13 protein-coding genes and 1 pseudogene are annotated in these 15,768 nt (G+C 70.4%); 7 read left to right on the forward strand and 7 right to left on the reverse strand.

Translation table 11 applies throughout. The features are described from left to right. Positions 1-91: 91 nt before the first annotated feature. The 3 genes from OG552_RS32545 to OG552_RS32555 all read right to left on the reverse strand — a co-directional run bounded on the left by OG552_RS32545 (position 92) and on the right by OG552_RS32555 (position 3,047). The gene (locus OG552_RS32545) at positions 92-1,147 is read right to left on the reverse strand and encodes an ABC transporter substrate-binding protein (RefSeq protein WP_329139109.1); all 1,056 of its coding nucleotides are present in this window, start codon (positions 1,145-1,147) and stop codon (positions 92-94) included. Between the two features lie 109 nt (positions 1,148-1,256). Continuing rightward, positions 1,257-2,189 (reverse strand): ABC transporter permease, encoded by a 933-nt coding sequence (locus tag OG552_RS32550; RefSeq protein WP_329139112.1) that lies wholly within the window; start codon positions 2,187-2,189, stop codon positions 1,257-1,259. Positions 2,190-2,264: 75 nt separating this feature from the next. Next, the gene (locus tag OG552_RS32555; protein WP_329139114.1) at positions 2,265-3,047 is read right to left on the reverse strand and encodes an ABC transporter ATP-binding protein; all 783 of its coding nucleotides are present in this window, start codon (positions 3,045-3,047) and stop codon (positions 2,265-2,267) included. 452 nt (positions 3,048-3,499) lie between these two features. Between OG552_RS32555 and OG552_RS32560 the strand changes: the two genes are divergently transcribed. From OG552_RS32560 to OG552_RS32580, 5 genes are all read left to right on the forward strand, one after another. Then, on the forward strand, positions 3,500-4,639 hold the full coding sequence (locus OG552_RS32560; RefSeq protein WP_329139116.1) for a transposase domain-containing protein: 1,140 nt from the start codon (positions 3,500-3,502) through the stop codon (positions 4,637-4,639). Positions 4,640-5,000: 361 nt separating this feature from the next. After that, positions 5,001-7,766, forward strand: coding sequence for a sensor histidine kinase (locus OG552_RS32565; protein WP_329139118.1), 2,766 nt, complete (start codon positions 5,001-5,003; stop codon positions 7,764-7,766). A 67-nt stretch (positions 7,767-7,833) separates the two neighbouring features. Then, positions 7,834-8,256 carry a roadblock/LC7 domain-containing protein gene (locus OG552_RS32570; protein WP_329139120.1) on the forward strand — a complete coding sequence of 141 codons (423 nt, stop codon included), beginning with the start codon at positions 7,834-7,836 and terminating at the stop codon, positions 8,254-8,256. Next, entirely contained in the window at positions 8,253-8,672 is a 420-nt protein-coding gene (locus tag OG552_RS32575; RefSeq protein ID WP_443071220.1) for a DUF742 domain-containing protein, read from the forward strand. Before OG552_RS32570 ends, OG552_RS32575 begins: the two co-directional genes overlap by 4 nt. A 96-nt stretch (positions 8,673-8,768) precedes the next feature. Further along, positions 8,769-9,116 (forward strand): VOC family protein, encoded by a 348-nt coding sequence (locus tag OG552_RS32580; protein WP_329139124.1) that lies wholly within the window; start codon positions 8,769-8,771, stop codon positions 9,114-9,116. 46 nt (positions 9,117-9,162) lie between these two features. Here the strand turns inward: OG552_RS32580 and OG552_RS32585 are convergent, their stop codons facing one another. Both OG552_RS32585 and OG552_RS32590 read right to left on the reverse strand, forming a co-directional pair. Beyond that, entirely contained in the window at positions 9,163-9,603 is a 441-nt protein-coding gene (locus tag OG552_RS32585; RefSeq protein ID WP_329141319.1) for an NAD-binding protein, read from the reverse strand. Then, positions 9,577-10,065, reverse strand: a pseudogene (locus OG552_RS32590) (NAD(P)-dependent oxidoreductase); the annotation flags it as partial. The pseudogene OG552_RS32590 and the gene OG552_RS32585, both read right to left, overlap by 27 nt. A 445-nt stretch (positions 10,066-10,510) precedes the next feature. Between OG552_RS32590 and OG552_RS32595 the strand changes: the two are divergent. Beyond that, entirely contained in the window at positions 10,511-12,196 is a 1,686-nt protein-coding gene (locus OG552_RS32595) for a beta-1,3-glucanase family protein (RefSeq protein ID WP_329139126.1), read from the forward strand. A gap of 58 nt (positions 12,197-12,254) precedes the next feature. Here OG552_RS32595 and OG552_RS32600 read toward each other — a convergent pair whose 3' ends face one another. Beyond that, on the reverse strand, positions 12,255-13,682 hold the full coding sequence (locus OG552_RS32600) for an MFS transporter (RefSeq protein WP_329139128.1): 1,428 nt from the start codon (positions 13,680-13,682) through the stop codon (positions 12,255-12,257). Between the two features lie 30 nt (positions 13,683-13,712). Beyond that, entirely contained in the window at positions 13,713-14,186 is a 474-nt protein-coding gene (locus OG552_RS32605) for a MarR family winged helix-turn-helix transcriptional regulator (RefSeq protein WP_329139130.1), read from the reverse strand. A gap of 303 nt (positions 14,187-14,489) precedes the next feature. Between OG552_RS32605 and OG552_RS32610 the strand changes: the two genes are divergently transcribed. Next, positions 14,490-15,761: a PP2C family protein-serine/threonine phosphatase gene (locus OG552_RS32610; protein WP_329139133.1), complete on the forward strand. Its 1,272-nt coding sequence runs from the start codon at positions 14,490-14,492 to the stop codon at positions 15,759-15,761. Positions 15,762-15,768 lie beyond the last annotated feature (7 nt).

Here is a 15,768-nt window from a genome sequence, read left to right on the forward strand (position 1 = left end):
GCTGACGACCGGCCGGCGGCCGGCCCTTGCCCGACCACGACAAGAAGGGGTGCCCGGGCAACCCGGGCACCCCTTCACACCGCACCGCCGGTCAGGAGGAGGCGGCCTCCTGCGCCGCGTGCTGGACGTACTCGTCGGTGTACGTCTTCGACAGGTCGATCTTGTGACCCTTGATGGCCGGGTCGATGGCCGTCAGCACCCGCAGGACGGTCTGCGGCGCATCGGTCGGCATCTGGCCGGTCGGGTTGTACATGCCCATCTCGTTCGCCAGCGCCTGGGTGTACTGCGCCTTGCCGCTGCCGGAGTAGAAGTCGGCCGGGACCTCGGCGGTGATCTGCGCGGCGGAGTGCGACACGATCCACTGGAGCGCCGTGTAGATCCCGTTGACCATCTTCTGCACGGTCTCCTTGTGGCTGTTCGCCCACGAGGTCTGGACGGTCAGCGCGGTTCCCGGGTAGGGCCCGCCGAGCGCGGCCTTGGTGCCGGCCGCGGTACGCATGTCGGCGACGATCGTCCCGAGGTGCTTGGCGAGCATGGTGGAGATGGTCGGCTCGGTCGTGACACCGGCGTCTATCCGGTTGTGCTGGAAGGCCGCGACGAAGGTGGCTCCGGCGGCAACGGCCACCAGGTGAGTCTTGGACAGCGGGATGTTGTTGTGGACCGCCAGGTACGACCCGATGTTGGAGCTGGCCGACCCCAGCGAGGTCACACCGACGGTCTTGTTCTCCAGATCGGCGGGCGACTTGAGCTCAGGCTCGTTCGTGCGGGTCATCTCGACCATGCCGGGCGCCTGCAGCAGCTGGACGACCGCCTGGGTGTCCTTGCCCTTGGCCTGCAGGTCGAGGTTGTGGTCGAAGAAGCCGATCATGCCCTGGACCTGGCCGGCGAGCAGGGCGTTGGAGACCTGGGGCGTCCCCTGCAGGTTGTCGATCTTGACGTTCAGTCCCTGCTTCTTGAAGAAGCCCATCCGGTCCGCCAGGATCAGCGGCAGATAACTCTGGTTCGCCTGGTTGGACAGTGCGATGGTGACCGTCGGCAGGGAACCGGCACTCGCCGCGTCGCTGACCGACTTGCCGTCCGAGCAGGCCGTCAGTCCGGTGGCCAGGAACGCCGACGCGGTGATGAGAACGATCTTCTTGTTCCGCATGAGCCATGCCTTCTTCTCAGGAGCGGGCGCGCCGCCGGCCGTCTTCGGCCTCGCCGTGCTCCGCGTGTCGTTGGAGGGTTTTGGTGTGCGTGGTGTGCGTGCACGGGGATCAGGCCCCGGTGCCGGACCTCTGCGGGCGCGGCTGCCACCGCAGCAGGCGCCGCTCCAGGAGCGTGATCAGCCCCTCGGCGGCCAGCGCGAACGCGGCGGTGATGACCAGGCCCGCGTAGACACCGTTGGGGTCGAAGTTGGCCTGGGCCTGGAAGATGAGCAGTCCGAGGCCCTGCTGTGCGCCGAGCAGTTCACCGACGATCGCGCCGGTGACGGCGAAACCGAAGGCGACGTGCAGGCTGGTCGTGATCCAGCTGAGTGCGGACGGGACGACCACCTGCAGGGTCACCTTGGTGTTGCCGGCGCCGAGGATGCGGGCGTTGGCGAGGAGGTTGCGGTCCACTTCGCGGGCGCCCTGGAACGCGTTGAAGAACACGCCGAAGAAGACCAGTACCGCAGCCAGCGTGACCTTGGAGCTGATGCCCAGGCCGAACCAGATGGCGAACACCGAGCCGAGCAGGATGCGCGGTATGGAGTTCAGCGTCTTGATGTAGGGGGCGAAGACGTCCGCCAGGAAGCGCAGCCGGCCGAGCAGGACACCGAAGATGACGCCGAGGATCACCCCGATCCCGAAGCCCATCAGCGTTTCCTGGAGGGTCACCCACACCTGGTCCGCCAGCGAACCCTGGGAGGTGCCGTGCTGCATCCAGGACCACAACTTCGAGCAGACGCCGGACGGTTCGCCGGAGTAGAACTTGTCGATGGCCCCGGTCGAGGCGAGTACCTGCCACAGACCGATGAACACGGCAAGGACGATGATCCTGGTGAGATTGACCAGTACGCGACGCCGGAGCCGCAGCCTGCGGGCCTGTGCTGCCTGGGCCGAGGGCGCCGGGCGCTCCGGCGGCGTCGGGGAAGTGCGTACCGGATCAGAGACGTCGGTACTCGCGTCCGCCGTACCGGTACTCGATCGGGGGCCGTGCACGTTCATGCGCTCATGCCTCTTCCGGGCGGGAGGGTGGGATCTGCCAGGGCCGCGCGGAGCCCCTGGCGTTGTGTGCCGGGGTCAGGCCGCGGTCACGGTGCGGTGGTAGGCGACCTGCACCTCGTCGCGCAGGGACTCCCAGATCCGCTCGTGGAGTTTGACGAATTCGGGAGTGTGCCGGATCTCGCGCGGATTCCGGGGCCGGGGGAGATCGATCGCGAACTCCTCCTTGACGGTGGCCGGCCCCGCGGTCATCACGACAACCTTGTCGGCGAGCGAGATAGCCTCCTCCAGGTCATGGGTGACGAACACGACCGAAGGCCGGGTCAGCTCCCACAGGGAGAGAAGCTCGTCGGACATGATCTGCCGGGTCTGCACGTCCAGACCGGAGAACGGCTCGTCCATCAGGAGCACCCGCGGCCGGTTGATCATCGTCTGGGCGAGCGCGACCCGCTTGCGCATGCCACCGGAGAGCTGGTGCGGGTGGTACTTCTCGAAGCCGGCCAGACCGACCCGGCGGATCCAGTCGGCGGCCTCGGCGTGTGCCTCCTTGCGCGACGCGCCACGGAAGCGCGGACCGGCCGCGACGTTGCCGAGCACGGTCTTCCAGGGAAACACCGCGTCCGTCTGGAAGACGAAGCCGACGTTCTCCCCGATGCCTTCCACCGGCACGCCGTCGATGAGGACCTCGCCGGTGTCGGGCCGTTCCATCCCGCTGATCAACGAGAGCGTGGTCGACTTCCCGCAGCCGGTCGGACCGACGACCGCGGTGAACTCCCCGGACTGGACCGAGAAATTGATGTCCCGCAGGACATCGTGATTGCCGCCTTGAGGTGTATTGAAGCATTTGGTCACATCGCGCATCACGATAGGCGGCGGTGTCGCCGACTGCGGTGATGTGACCGACCCATTGATGTGTCCACGCTGGGATTCGCTTGTCACGCGATGGAGGCTGCCAGAACTCGGCGCACGACAACAACCTCGTCGAACACGGGTCTACTGACTTAAGCACCGGGCGCACGGGACCCGGTGCCTGACGAGGTGAACGGATAGCGGTGTCAGGTATCCGATATGACGGTCACGGCGGGTGGTTCATCCGCCGCGTCTCGTTGACCTCCAGCTTTAGCATGTCGTGGGGGGAGAGCGTGTGGCCGGAGTGTGTGCGTTGTCTGGAGAAATCTCGCAAAGGGCGCGGTTCCACGGATCGTCTACGAGGGTTAGACGCAGTGTGTTCGGTGCGGTAATTTGCAGCGATGGAAATCCCGTATACCGGCATACCAGCTCAAAGTCACCTCCCTGATCGCCTCGCTCTGCGCATGCTCGTGCAGGAGTTCCGGCCCGAGCTGATGGACCAGCTGGTGGACAAGACCGAGCGGAGAGAGCGCCGCAGGCGGCTGCTTCCGGCGCGGCTCATGATGTACTTCGCCCTCGCCATGTGGCTGTTCGGCGCCTCCTCCTACGAGGAGATCCTGGCCAAGGTGACCAGCGGACTGCCCGAGATGTTCCAGAGCGTCGGCAGCGTCGGCGACCTGGCCAGTGCCGCGGCCATCGCCCGGGCCCGCAAGCGCCTGGGCGTCGAACCCCTCAAGGCGCTCTGCGGTCATGTGGCCGCGTCGGCGGAGCACGACGCGGCCGAGGCCGGCCGGGCGGCAGGCCCCGCGTCGGACACCCGGCGGGTGTTCGCCTTCGAGAGCCTGGTCATGGAGGCGCCCGACACCCCCGCGAACCGGGTGGCGTTCGGGGCACCCCAGCGCAAAGGCCACAGCCTGGACGTCTGGCTGGCCCTGCTCACCGACTGCCGGCCCCGCGTGGTCGCGGCCGCGGCCATCACTCCCGGCAGGGAGCAGGGGGCGGAGAGCCTGCTCGCCGAGTGGCCGCCCGATCTGCTCGGCGCGGGGACCCTGGTGGTGGGCGACGAGGAATCGATGACGCCGGCGCTGTGGAACGCACTGACCGAGCGCGGCGCCCACCAGCTCTGGCGGGTCGGCGGACACCTGCGCTTCCCGCTGCCGGCGGTGCGGGTGCTGCCCGACGGCTCGTACCTGTCGAAGCTGGTGGCGGCAGGCCCGGCAGGCGGCCCGGAGCGCGAGAGCACCGTCCGGGTGGTGCCCTACGGTGCGCCCGCCCTGCGCAAGGGCCTGCCGGGCGAACCGGACGCGCAGGGATCATGGCTGGTCACGTCGTTCCTCGACGACGACGCGGTGACGGCGGACGAGATCATGGCCCGCTACGAACGGGCGCAGGAGTGCAGGACCGGCGTCCGCCAGTTCATCGGGCAGATCGCCGGACCGCGGGTGGTATTACGGTCGAAAAGCCCCGAACTCGTCCAGCAGGAAATCTACGCGCTGCTCTGCACTTACCATGTGGTAGGGCACCTGGTATCCCCGATCCATTCGGATGTCCAGGGGCCGGTTTCGGCGGAAGAACGCCAACGCGCGGTGTGGCAGAACGGCTGACTGCGCTAAGTCAGTAGCGGCCCCCTTTGCTCCCGTGGCATGCGTGTGCTGGAATGCGGTCCACGACGAGGGCGCGGAAGCGCAGTGCCCATGACTCGGTACGTGATGGATTCGAGTGCTCGTTGTGATGCACCGGAATGACCAGGCGTCGGCCTTCCGGCAACGACGTTATGAGGGTTAAGGGTTGGTGAATGGAAGACCAGCGGTCTCGCGGAGCCGGTTATCCGTTGACGAGCGGGGACCGCTTGATACGTCGCAGCCTGGCCATATCGTGACGGGCGCGCGGAGATCTGGTGCTGTCCCGGCTCGGGGATGGAACGCCCGCATAAGAAATCTTGGACGGCCGCACGTTAAGCGTCACTTGAGCGACTGGCGGCTGCGCAGCCGCATGCTGCTCCTTGTTCTGGTCCCGCTGGTCGCGATCATCCCGCTCATCGGCGTACGGGTGGTGTCGGAAGTCGGCAATCTCCAGTCCGAGGGCCACATTCACGGCCAGACGCTGGTCGCCCAGCGAATCTCCAGTCTGGTCAGCGCACTTGACGACGAGCGTGACCTCACCGAGGTCGCCCTCGCCGGATCCGGCACCGCCAAGGACCCGCGGCTGGTGGCGGCCCAGCGGACCACCACCGCGGACATCGGGGCATTCGGCGACAGCCTGCGCCAGTACCGGGACAGTGTCAACGCCCTGCCGTACGCGACCCAGCAGCTCGGCTTGCGCGCGCAGGCCCGGCTCGGCGACATCGGGCCGCTGCGCGCCGCCGTACAGCGGCTCGGCGTCGGCACCCCGACCTTCAGCGCGTACACCACGATCATCGACGGCCTGCTGGACTTCAGCGACCAGCTCGCCGCGGTCAGTTCCGATCACACCCTCGGCAGCCTGGTCAGCACCCTGGCCTCTGTCGAGCAGATCGAGGAGCAGACGTCGAGCGAACGCGGCTACCTCGTCGACGTGCTGAACCGCGGGGACTTCACGCTGGAGCAGAAGGAAGGCATCGAACAGGCACAGGCGCAGTTCACGACCGCCAACAACACCCTTGCCAACAACGCCCCGACGTCGATCCTCAACCTCTACCAGTCGACGGTCAGCGGCGACGCGGTCGGCGCGGCCGACGGCACCGTCCAGGCGGTCTCCGCCGCGGCGCAGGAGGGCATCCCGCTCAGCAGCCTGCGGGTGAGCGCGACCACCGCCTTCGATCAGCTCACGGACAAGCTCAAGGCGGTCCAGACCGTCAAGCAGCGCGTCGTCCAGGACATGTCCCAGCGCGCCTCGCACCTGGTGTCCGCCGGGCGCACGCAGTTGTACGAGAACCTCGGCATCATCGTCGCGGTGGTCGTGCTGTCCTTCCTCGGTGCCATGGTCCTCGCCAGGTCCATCGTCCGGCCGCTGCGCCAACTGCGCGGCTCCGCCCTGGACATCGCGGACAACCGGCTGCCGGAGATCGTCCGCCGGCTCCGCGACGAGGAGCCCACGGACGAGGCCACGCACGTCCAGCCGATCGAGCTGCAGACACAGGACGAGGTCGGCCAGGTGGCGCGCGCCTTCGACCGGGTGCACTTCGAAGCGGTCCGGCTCGCCACCGAGCAGGCGCGGATGCGCAGCAACGTCAACGCGATCTTCACCAACCTGTCGCGGCGCAGTGAGAGCCTCGTACTGCGCCAGCTGCAGCTGATCGACGACCTGGAGAACAGCGAGCAGAACCCGAGTCAGCTCGCCAGTCTCTTCCAGCTCGACCACCTCGCGACGCGCATGCGCCGCAACAACGAGAACCTCCTGGTGCTGGCCGGCGAGGAGCAGGGACGCCGCTGGAACCAGCCGGTGTCGCTGCTCGACCTGGTCCGTGCCGCCACCGCCGAGGTCGAACAGTACGAGCGCGTCGTGCTGTACGAGATGCCCGAGGTGGCGGTGGCCGGCCATGCCGCCACGGACGTCGTCCACCTCGTGGCCGAACTCATCGAGAACGCCACCGCGTTCTCCGGCCCGGAGACCCGGGTGCTGATCGGCGCCAGGATGCTCGCGGCCGGGGACATCGTCCTGGACATCGCGGACGCCGGTATCGGCATCCGGCCCGAGGAGCTCGACCGGATCAACCGCCGGCTCGCCGAACCGCCGGTCGTCGACGTCGCGATCTCCCGCCGTATGGGACTGTTCGTCGTCGGCAGGCTGGCGGCCAAGTACCGCATCCAGGTGCGGCTGACCAGCTCGGCGGCGGTCGGCCTCAACGCCCTGGTACGGATTCCGCCGTCCCTGCTGGTGCCGGTGAGCGACATCGACAGTGCCGCGGAGGCCTTCGACCGGACGGCCATGCGGCCAGGTCCTGACGCCTACGACCAGGGGGCCCTCAGCGCCGGAATCCCGGCGCAGCCGGTCGGCGAACCGCGGTTCGACAGTTCCTACGGCGCCGCCGCAGGGGCCCCCGCGGTGGCCGCGGGGGGTGACCGGCGGTTCGACGGCAGCCCGGCCGGACGCCACACCGCCCCGCCCGGCAACGACTTCCCCTGGTTCAAGGACGAGCCGGAACCCGGCGCCCCGGGCGACGAGTTCTCCTGGTTCGTCGACCAGCAGCTCGAGGAACACCCCGAGCCCGCGGGCGCGAACGGTGCGGTGCCGCTTCCCGAGGGCACCTCAGGATCCGTCAGGCACGCCTACCCCGGTCCTGAGCAGGACGAGCGCGGGTCGGACCGGTTACCGATCTTCGAGTCGACGAGGTCGCAGTGGTCGGATCCCGCCGACCGCGGACAGCCGGAGCACGGCGGGCGGCACTCCGGCGCCCAGCCGCTGCCGGGGCAGGCCGGGCCCGGCTACCAGGCCCCTTCCGCACCGTCCGCACCGTCCGCACCGTCCACGTCGTGGGCCCGGTCCGACGACGGCCGGCGGGCCGCCGCGGCCGAGCCGGCGGCCGGCGGTCCGTCCCAGGGGCTGCCGCAACGCGTGCCGTTCGGCCGCCTCGTCCCCGGTGCGCCGCCGCAGAGCGGGACGGCGCAGCCGAACGGAGCACCGACGGCGCCGCGCCCGGCGCAGGCGATGCGGGACCGGCTGTCGAATTTTCACCAGGGCGTCAGGCAAGGAAAAGACGGGACCGAGCGTGACGGGCATGGTCCGTTACGGGGTGGATCGGATGGCCGATGAGCGGACCGTCGTCCCCCCGGACCCGGAGCGCCCTCGGACGGCGTCGTCAGCAGCATAGGGAGAAGCCGTGAGCGATCTGAGCAACGCAGCGCAGAATCTGAACTGGCTCATCGCCAACTTCGTGAAGCAGGTACCGGGAGTGGCTCACGCGGTGGTCGTCTCCTCCGACGGTGTCCAGCTCCTCGCCTCGGCCGCCCTGCCCAAGGACCGGGGCGACCAGCTCGCGGCGATGGCGTCGGGCCTGGCGAGCCTGACGCAGGGGGCGGCCACCTTGTTCGAAGCCGGGACGGTGACCCAGACCGTGGTGGACATGCTGAACGGGTTTCTCTTCCTGACATCGATCAGCGACGGTTCCGTCCTGGCGGTGCTCGCCGCGCCTACCTGCGATATGAAAGTCGTCGGTTACGAGATGACGTTGCTGGTCGAGCGGACCGGCGACGTACTCACCCCTGCCGTGCGCGCCGAGCTCCAGAACGCGCTCGCCGGCTGAACCCACCCGGCGCCAAGGGCTGTCCGGATCACACGCGAAAGGATGTGCATTCCGTGAGTGGAGACCACCACAGGCGCAGTTCGTCGCCCTTTGTACGTCCGTACGCGGTCACCGGCGGACGTACCGCGGCCCGCTCCGACTTCGCGCTCGAAGCGCTGGTCAGCACGACCATGCGGGCCTGGGAGAACGGAGTGCGGCTCTTCCCCGAGCAGCGCGCGATCTGCCGCCTGTGCATGGAGCTGAAGTCGGTGGCCGAGATCTCCGCCCTGCTGAACATGCCGCTCGGTGTCACCCGCGTCTTAGTGGGGGACCTGGCCGAGGGCGGTTTCGTCAACGTCCAGCAGCCGGGCCACTCCGGCGGCCGGCCCGACGTCACCTTGCTGGAGAGGGTGCTCACCGGGCTGCGCGGCCTGTAGCGGCCGGTCCGTCCGCGGACCGCCGCGCGAGACGCATGAGGAGGCCACCACACGGGCCGCCGGCACACCCGCTGGCGGCCCGCTGTTGCGCTGAGCATGTCCAACATCACCGCAGTCGTCGCCCGCGTCTTCGTGGAAGATCTCGAAGCCGCGATCCCCCTGTACCAGGAGCTGGCCGGGGTGAAGCAGGCCGACCGCTTCGCGTTCCGCGATGTGCGCCTCGCCAGGGTCGGACCGTTCCTCCTGCTCAGCGGCAACACCGCGGCGTATCGGGACAGAGTCGCGACCGTTGTCGTCCGGGAACTCGCTCCCGTCCTCGCCGCCCTCGAACGTGCCGGCGGCCGGATCATCGACGGCCCCTGCCCGGGGCCCAACGGGAACCGCCTGATCGCCGGCCATCCCGACGGCTCCGTCTTCGAGTACATCGAGTCGGCGTCGGGCTGACCGGGGCACCAACGGTTCCCGCACGGGCGGCGGGTGTGCTGGTGGCTCAGGTGCGCAGGGTGATGCCTGCCTGCTCCTCAAGGAGGGCCACGGCCAGGAGTTCGCCGTCGGCCGGGCCGAAGCGGGACAGGGCCTGGTGGTGCAGGAGACGGACCGCGTCGGCCACGGAGTGCGGGGTGCCGAGGTCGTCGGCCATCGCGCCGACCGCGCTGAGCTGGTCGTGGATGTGGTCGAGGCCGAAGGAGGCGAGATAGTCACCGGCGAACAGCGAGGGGAGGTCACGGCGGATGAACCGGCTCGACGCGGGACTGTCGGCCAGGGTCTCGGTGAGGACCCCGAGATCGATACCGGCCCTGACGCCGAGCAGCAGCGCCTCCGCGGTGGCCGCGGCCTGGCCGAACCAGAGGAGATTGACCAGCAGTTTGGCGGTGTAGCCCGCGCCGTGCCCTCCGACGTGGGTGATCCGGTCGGCGACGGCCGACAGCAGCCCGCGGTGGCGGTCAAGCAGCGCGGCGTCGCCCCCGGCGAACAGTCGCAGCCCGCCCGCGGCCGCGTCCGCCGGGCCGCCGCCGATGGGGGCTTCCAGGACCCCGATCCCGTGCTGTCCGGCCCGCTGCCGGACCGGTGCCGCCGCGGCAGGGGTGTTGCTGCTCAGATCGATCCAGGTCGCCTCCGGCGCGAGCGCGCCGAAGACGGCGTCGGTCATCACGGCCTCGACCTCCCGCGGACCGGGCAGGACCGTGAGGAGTACGTCCGCGTCCGCGGCGGCCCCGGGAGCGGAATCCCGCCACTCGGCTCCCGCCGCCCGGACGGCCGCCTCGCACGCGGGGCGGCGGTCGAAGACGGTCACCCGGTGGCCGGCACGGGCGAGGTTCGCGCCTATGGGGGCTCCCATGCGTCCAGCGCCTATCAATCCGATCCGCAGCATGCCCGGATCGTAACCGTCCCGGTGTCGGCGCCGGGAACGACCGGTGCCCGGCGGCCTCGTCCTGCTGCGGTCGCCGCAGTCCCGTCGCGGACACGCGGGACCGGTGGCCCGGCACCCGGCGGACGGCGGACGGCATGGAGAGCGCCGGCGCCCCGTGCCGAAGGCCGGACGTCCCGCCGCCCGCCCCGCCTTCCGCCCGCCGCCTCAATTCAGCCTGAGAGCGCTCTCTCATCCCTTGACGGCCTGGCATGTCCACGGGTTCAATCACTAGCGATCAGATCTCAACACCGGGCCGACCGGGCGGCCCGTGGTTCCCCCTGGCCGCCGGAACGCCGGGTGAGGTGCGGCTCACCGAGCCGGACACCCCCTGGAACGGCGACCGTTCCCCGGTCATGTTCCCCCCACCCCGGGACGGCGCGGCGCACCACTGTCACCGCACCGCCCCTCGCCTCCTCAGGAGGAGTACATGGTTTCCAGACGTACCTTCATCGCCGCGGCCGCCACCGCCGGCCTGACCGCCGCGGGCACCTCGCCGCTGTGGTCCCCCGCCCTCACCTCCCGGGCGTCGGCCGCGACCGCCTCACTCCCCATCTCCCTGCAGAACAACTCCGGCAGCGGCACGGTCTACGCGTACATCAGCGGCTCCGACAGCTCCGGCTGGCCCGGATTCGTCCGCACCGACGGGCACTTCCAGCGGCTGCCCAGCCCCTCGTCGGTCCTCACCCCGACCGCCGACTACGCGATCCCGCTCGGCGCCTCCGGCTCCGCGCCCACCACCTTCACCCTCCAGGACTACGTCATCGGCGGGCGGGTCTGGTTCTCCGTCGGCAAGAAGATCCAGTTCTTCGTGAACCCGCCCGGCGGCAGCGGCGGCGTACCGGGCCTGGTCCAGCCCGGGTTCACCAGTTCCGACCCCAACTGGCTGACCAACTGGACCTTCTGCGAGTTCACGTACAACAGCGCCAACCTGTACGCGAACATCAGCTACGTCGACATGGTCGCCCTGCCGGTGTCCATGGCCTCCACCGGCAGCGCCGGCGCGCAGTCGGTGAGCCCGCTGCCGAACGGGGCACTCGGCTCCATCGCCTCGGGCCTCAGGGCGCAGCACACCGCCGACGGCGCCCCCTGGGACCAGCTGGTGGCCACCGACTCCTCAGGGGCCGCACTGCGGATCCTGGCGCCCGCCCACTCGCCGACCGACTTCGGCTCCTACTGGAACTCCTACCTGGACCAGGTCTGGAGCTACTACCAGACCCACACGCTGACGGTCGACGGGCAGGGCAGTATCGGTTCCTACTCCGGCACGGTCTCCGGCGGCGTGCTGACCTTCGCCGGCCTCAACACCAACGGCGTCCCGTTCACCAAGCCCAGCGCGGTCGACATCTTCGGCTGCGCGAGCGGACCGCTCTACAACTCCGGCGGTGACGCGCGCGGAGCGGTCGCGGCACGGCTGGCCGCCGCGCTCAACCGCAGCTCGCTCCTGGTCAGCGGCGGCTCCTCCCAGCCGAACGGCGTCACACCCTCGCAGTACTACCAGGGCGCGACGACCAACCACTACGCCCGGCTCGTCCACCAGTACGCCACCATCGGATACGCCTTCCCGTACGACGACGTCGGCCCCACCGGCGCCGCCCCCGTGGACGGACACCTCCAGGACGGCGCCCCGACCTCGTGGACCATCTCGCTGGGCGCGGGGGCCGGTACGGGCACCGGCACCACGCCACCGCCCGGCGGTGGCGGGACCGGCGCCTACGGCACCATCCAGGCCGAGGCGTTCAGCGCGCAGAGCGGCAGCCAGACGGAGAGCTGCACGGACTCCGGGGGCGGCCAGGACGTGGGCTACCTCTCCAACGGCGACTGGCTGAAGTACAGCGGAGTCGACTTCGGGCCGGCCTCGCCCGGGCAGTTCGTCGCCCGCCTGGCCTCGGGCGCCGCGAGCGGTGTCAGCGGGGCGATCCAGGTGCGCCTGGACAGCACCTCGGGTCCGAAGATCGCCGAGATCGACTTCGGGAACAACGGCGGCTGGCAGAACTGGCAGAGCGTGCCCGCCAACATCACCGCGTCGGCCACCGGAGTGCACGACCTCTACCTGGTCTTCGCCGGCAGCACCTCCGACTTCGTCAACGTCAACTGGTTCACCTTCACGCACTGACGGCCGGCTGGCGGGGCGGGGAACACCAAGCGCGTTCCCCGTCCCGCCCCCGCTGTGCTCACTGACCGGGTGCGGTCCGCAGGGTGCGGTCCACGAGGGTCATCGCGACCAGCGCGACACTGACGCCGACCATGATCCACCCGATGAGGTGGACTCCGTTGTCGGTGACGTGGGTGTGGAAGACGATCCCGGTGATGGCCGAGGAGGCGATGGACCCGACATAGCCGAAGGTGCGCAACAGCCCGGAGGCGGTGCCGAGTTGGTCGGCAGGGGCCTGGGCGTAGACGGCGGTCTGGTTGCCGGCGCCGGCGGCGCCCATCGCGACGCCGAAGACGACGGTGATGAGGATGATCCAGCCGATCCACGCCGAGGCGCTGAGCAGCAGGACGCCGGCCGAGGCGACCAGGCAGGCAAAGGCGGCGACGACGGCCGGCGCGCGGATGAGATTGCGCCGGGAGATCGGGGCGATGACCAGGCCGGAGACCAGGGTCATCGGCAGCAGCAGCAGTCCGGCGGCGGTCTCGGACAGGCCGCGTACGGTCTCGACCCACTGGGTGATGCCGTAGAGCACGACGTACACGCACAGGAGCACGAGCCCGTAGCGCACGTAGGTACTGGTCAGGGCGCGGTTCGAGATCAGCAGACGGATGTCGAGGAACGGTGTGCGGGCCCGGAGTTCCCAGGTGACCAGCGCCAGCCACAGCGCGACCGAGACGATCAGCAGATACCAGTGGGTGGCGGGCAGGTCGAAGAGGAAGAGCAGCAGCGCGATCATCGCGGCGGCGAACCCGCCGATGCCGGGCAGGTCGAGGCGGGAGGCGATCTCGCGGGGGGACCGGGAGCGGTCGAGCGGGCCGTCGGGCGAGACCCAGGCCAGCGTCGCGGCCAGGCCGACCAGTGCCACGGGCACATTGACGAAGAAGACCGAGCGCCAGCCCAGCGCGCCGACCAGGACACCGCCGACCGGCAGGCCGAGGGAGGCGGTGGCGATGCCGGCGATCTGCAGTCCGCCGAGCACCCCGCCCGGTGGCCGGTCCAGGCCGGCCGCGCCCGCGCGGGTCCGGATGATCAGCATGGCGGTCGGATAGGCACATGACGTCCCCAGGCCGATGAGCACGCGGCTGAGCAGCAGCGTGATCAGGTTCTGGGCGAAGCCGCCGACGAGGCCGCCGGCGGCGACGAGCACGATCCCGACCAGGAACACCCGGCGCGGCCCGAACACTTCGGCGGCCTTGCCTGCGGTGGGCTGGGCGATGGCACTGGCCAGATACAGCGCGGTGACCAGCGCCGCGGTCTGCCCGATCGGCACGTGCAGCCCATGGGCGATGGGCACCAGGGCGGTCGCGATCAGCGAACTGTTGACCGGGTTGAGCGCCGAGCCGATGAAGAGCGGGGCGGTGAATTTCCACGGGAACGGACGATCGCCCCACGGTGCGGTGTCCGCGGGCGCCCGCGCGGGACGGGCCGGCGATCCGGCGGCAGGCATCACATACTCCAGGCAGCAGGCAACAGGTGGTCAGAGCCGCTCGGAGAGACGCTCGATCAGCGGCGCGGCGGCGTCGAGGATCGCGATCTCCTCGGGGGTGAACGACTCGGCCAGCGCGTCGGCGATCTTGTCCACGATGGCGCTGCGGCCCTGAGTGATCGCGGTACGGCCGGCCGGGGTGAGCGTGAGGATCGAGCGGCGGCCGTCGGTGGGGTCCGGCGTACGCGTGACCAGGCCGCGCTGTTCCAGGGCGGCGATGGTGGCGCCCATCGCCTGCGGGGTGATCTGCTCGCGCCGGGCCAGCCCCGCCGTGGTGGCAGGACCCGACCGGTCCAGCCGCGACAGCGCCGTCAGCTCCGGCCCGGTCAGGTCGCCCTCGGTCGCGGCCTCGTGGGTACGCCGTCTGAGCGCCCCGATGCTGATCCGCAGCCGGGTCGCGGTCTCGCGGACCGCGGTTGTGCCGTCCGCGGATTTCTTGGCACCGGCCTTCTTCGTCTCACTCACACTTGGAAGGCTAGCCTTCCAAGGGTGGGTTTGCAAACCCAGCCTTCCAATGGGATGCCGATGCGGGCGGTCCTGCGGGCGGTGCCGTGGGCGGTCCCGCGGTCGGTCCGGGACATCGGCGACCCCGTCCCGGCTGCGGGCCGCAGCACGCCATGGTTGCGCTGACCGGGCGAGTGGTGTGTGTGGCGGCGCCCCAGGGCCCTGTCGGCGGGTTTGACTGGCGTGCGGGGCACGGCGTGCGCCGCGGCCCGCACCCGGGCGGTCCGGCAGGCGGCAGAGCATGGGAAACGGCGCGGAGGTGCGGTGGCGGCAGGGGACGAGACAGCGGGCCCGCGGCTGGACTACGCCGCGCTGTTCGCGGCGGTGCCTGCGGCCTGCGTGGTCCTCGACCGGGACCTGACCATCGTGGCCGTCACCGACGCCTACACCGAGACCACCGGCCGCTCGGCGGCCGAGCTGACCGGCCGCGGCTTCTTCGACGCCTTCCCGCCCGAGCCGGGCGACACGGCCGCGCACGACGCCGAAGTGCAGCGCCGGTCACTGGAGGCGGTCATGGCCTCCGGGCGGACCAGCATGCTGCTGGTGAACCGGTTCGCGATCCCCCGGCCGGACGGCCGCTTCGAGCCGCGCTGGTGGAACGTGGTGAACCAGCCGCTGACCGGTGCGGGCGGAGAGGTGGATCTGATCATCCACCGGATCGACGACGTCACCGAGTACGTCCGGTCCCGGCGAAGGGGGAACGCGACGGACCGGGCGGACCGGGCGGACCCGGCGGAGACCGAGGCCGAGGCGCCGAGCGCCGAACTCTTCAGCTGGGCACAGGAGATCCAGCGGGCCAACACCCAGTTGCAGGAGACCACCGTGCGCACCCACGACGTGGCGCTCACCCTCCAGCGGGTCATGCTCGCCACCCCGGACCTCGCGGGACACCCCGAGATCGCGGTGCGTTACCGGCCGGCACTGAAGGGGATGAACGCCTGCGGAGACTGGTACGACGTGGTGGACCTGTCCGAGGGGCGGCTGGCACTGACGGTCGGCGACGTCGTGGGCCACGGGGTCGACGCCGCCAGCGTCATGGGCATGCTCCGCAGCGCGCTCAGCGCGGCGATCCGTGTCGCCGACGGTCCCAGCGGCGCCCTGGAAACGCTCGGCCTGTACGCGCGCTCCATGGACGGGGCGGTGTCCACCACCACGTTCGCCTGCCAGCTCTTCCCGGCCAGCCGGCTGCTGACGTACAGCAGTGCCGGCCACCCGCCGGCGCTCCTGATGCACGCGGACGGCACCCACGAGTGGCTCGACCAGGCCACCGATCCGCCGCTGGGAGTGCGGATGGAGCACGTACCGCGCCCGCAGGCCACCACCGACTTCCGCGACGGCGACACCCTGGTGATGTACACCGACGGCCTCGTCGAGCGGCGCGAGGAGGACATCGACGCCGGGCTGTCCAGGCTCGCCGGCGCCGTACGGGCGCTGCGCACACTGCCACCGGGCGGACTCGCCGACGGCCTGCTGCGGGCCATGACCCAGCCGGCCGGTCAGCAGGACGACATCTCGCTGCTGGTGACGCGGTTGTGAGCGCCAC

This window comes from Streptomyces sp. NBC_01476 (assembly GCF_036227265.1).
Lineage (GTDB): Bacteria > Actinomycetota > Actinomycetes > Streptomycetales > Streptomycetaceae > Actinacidiphila.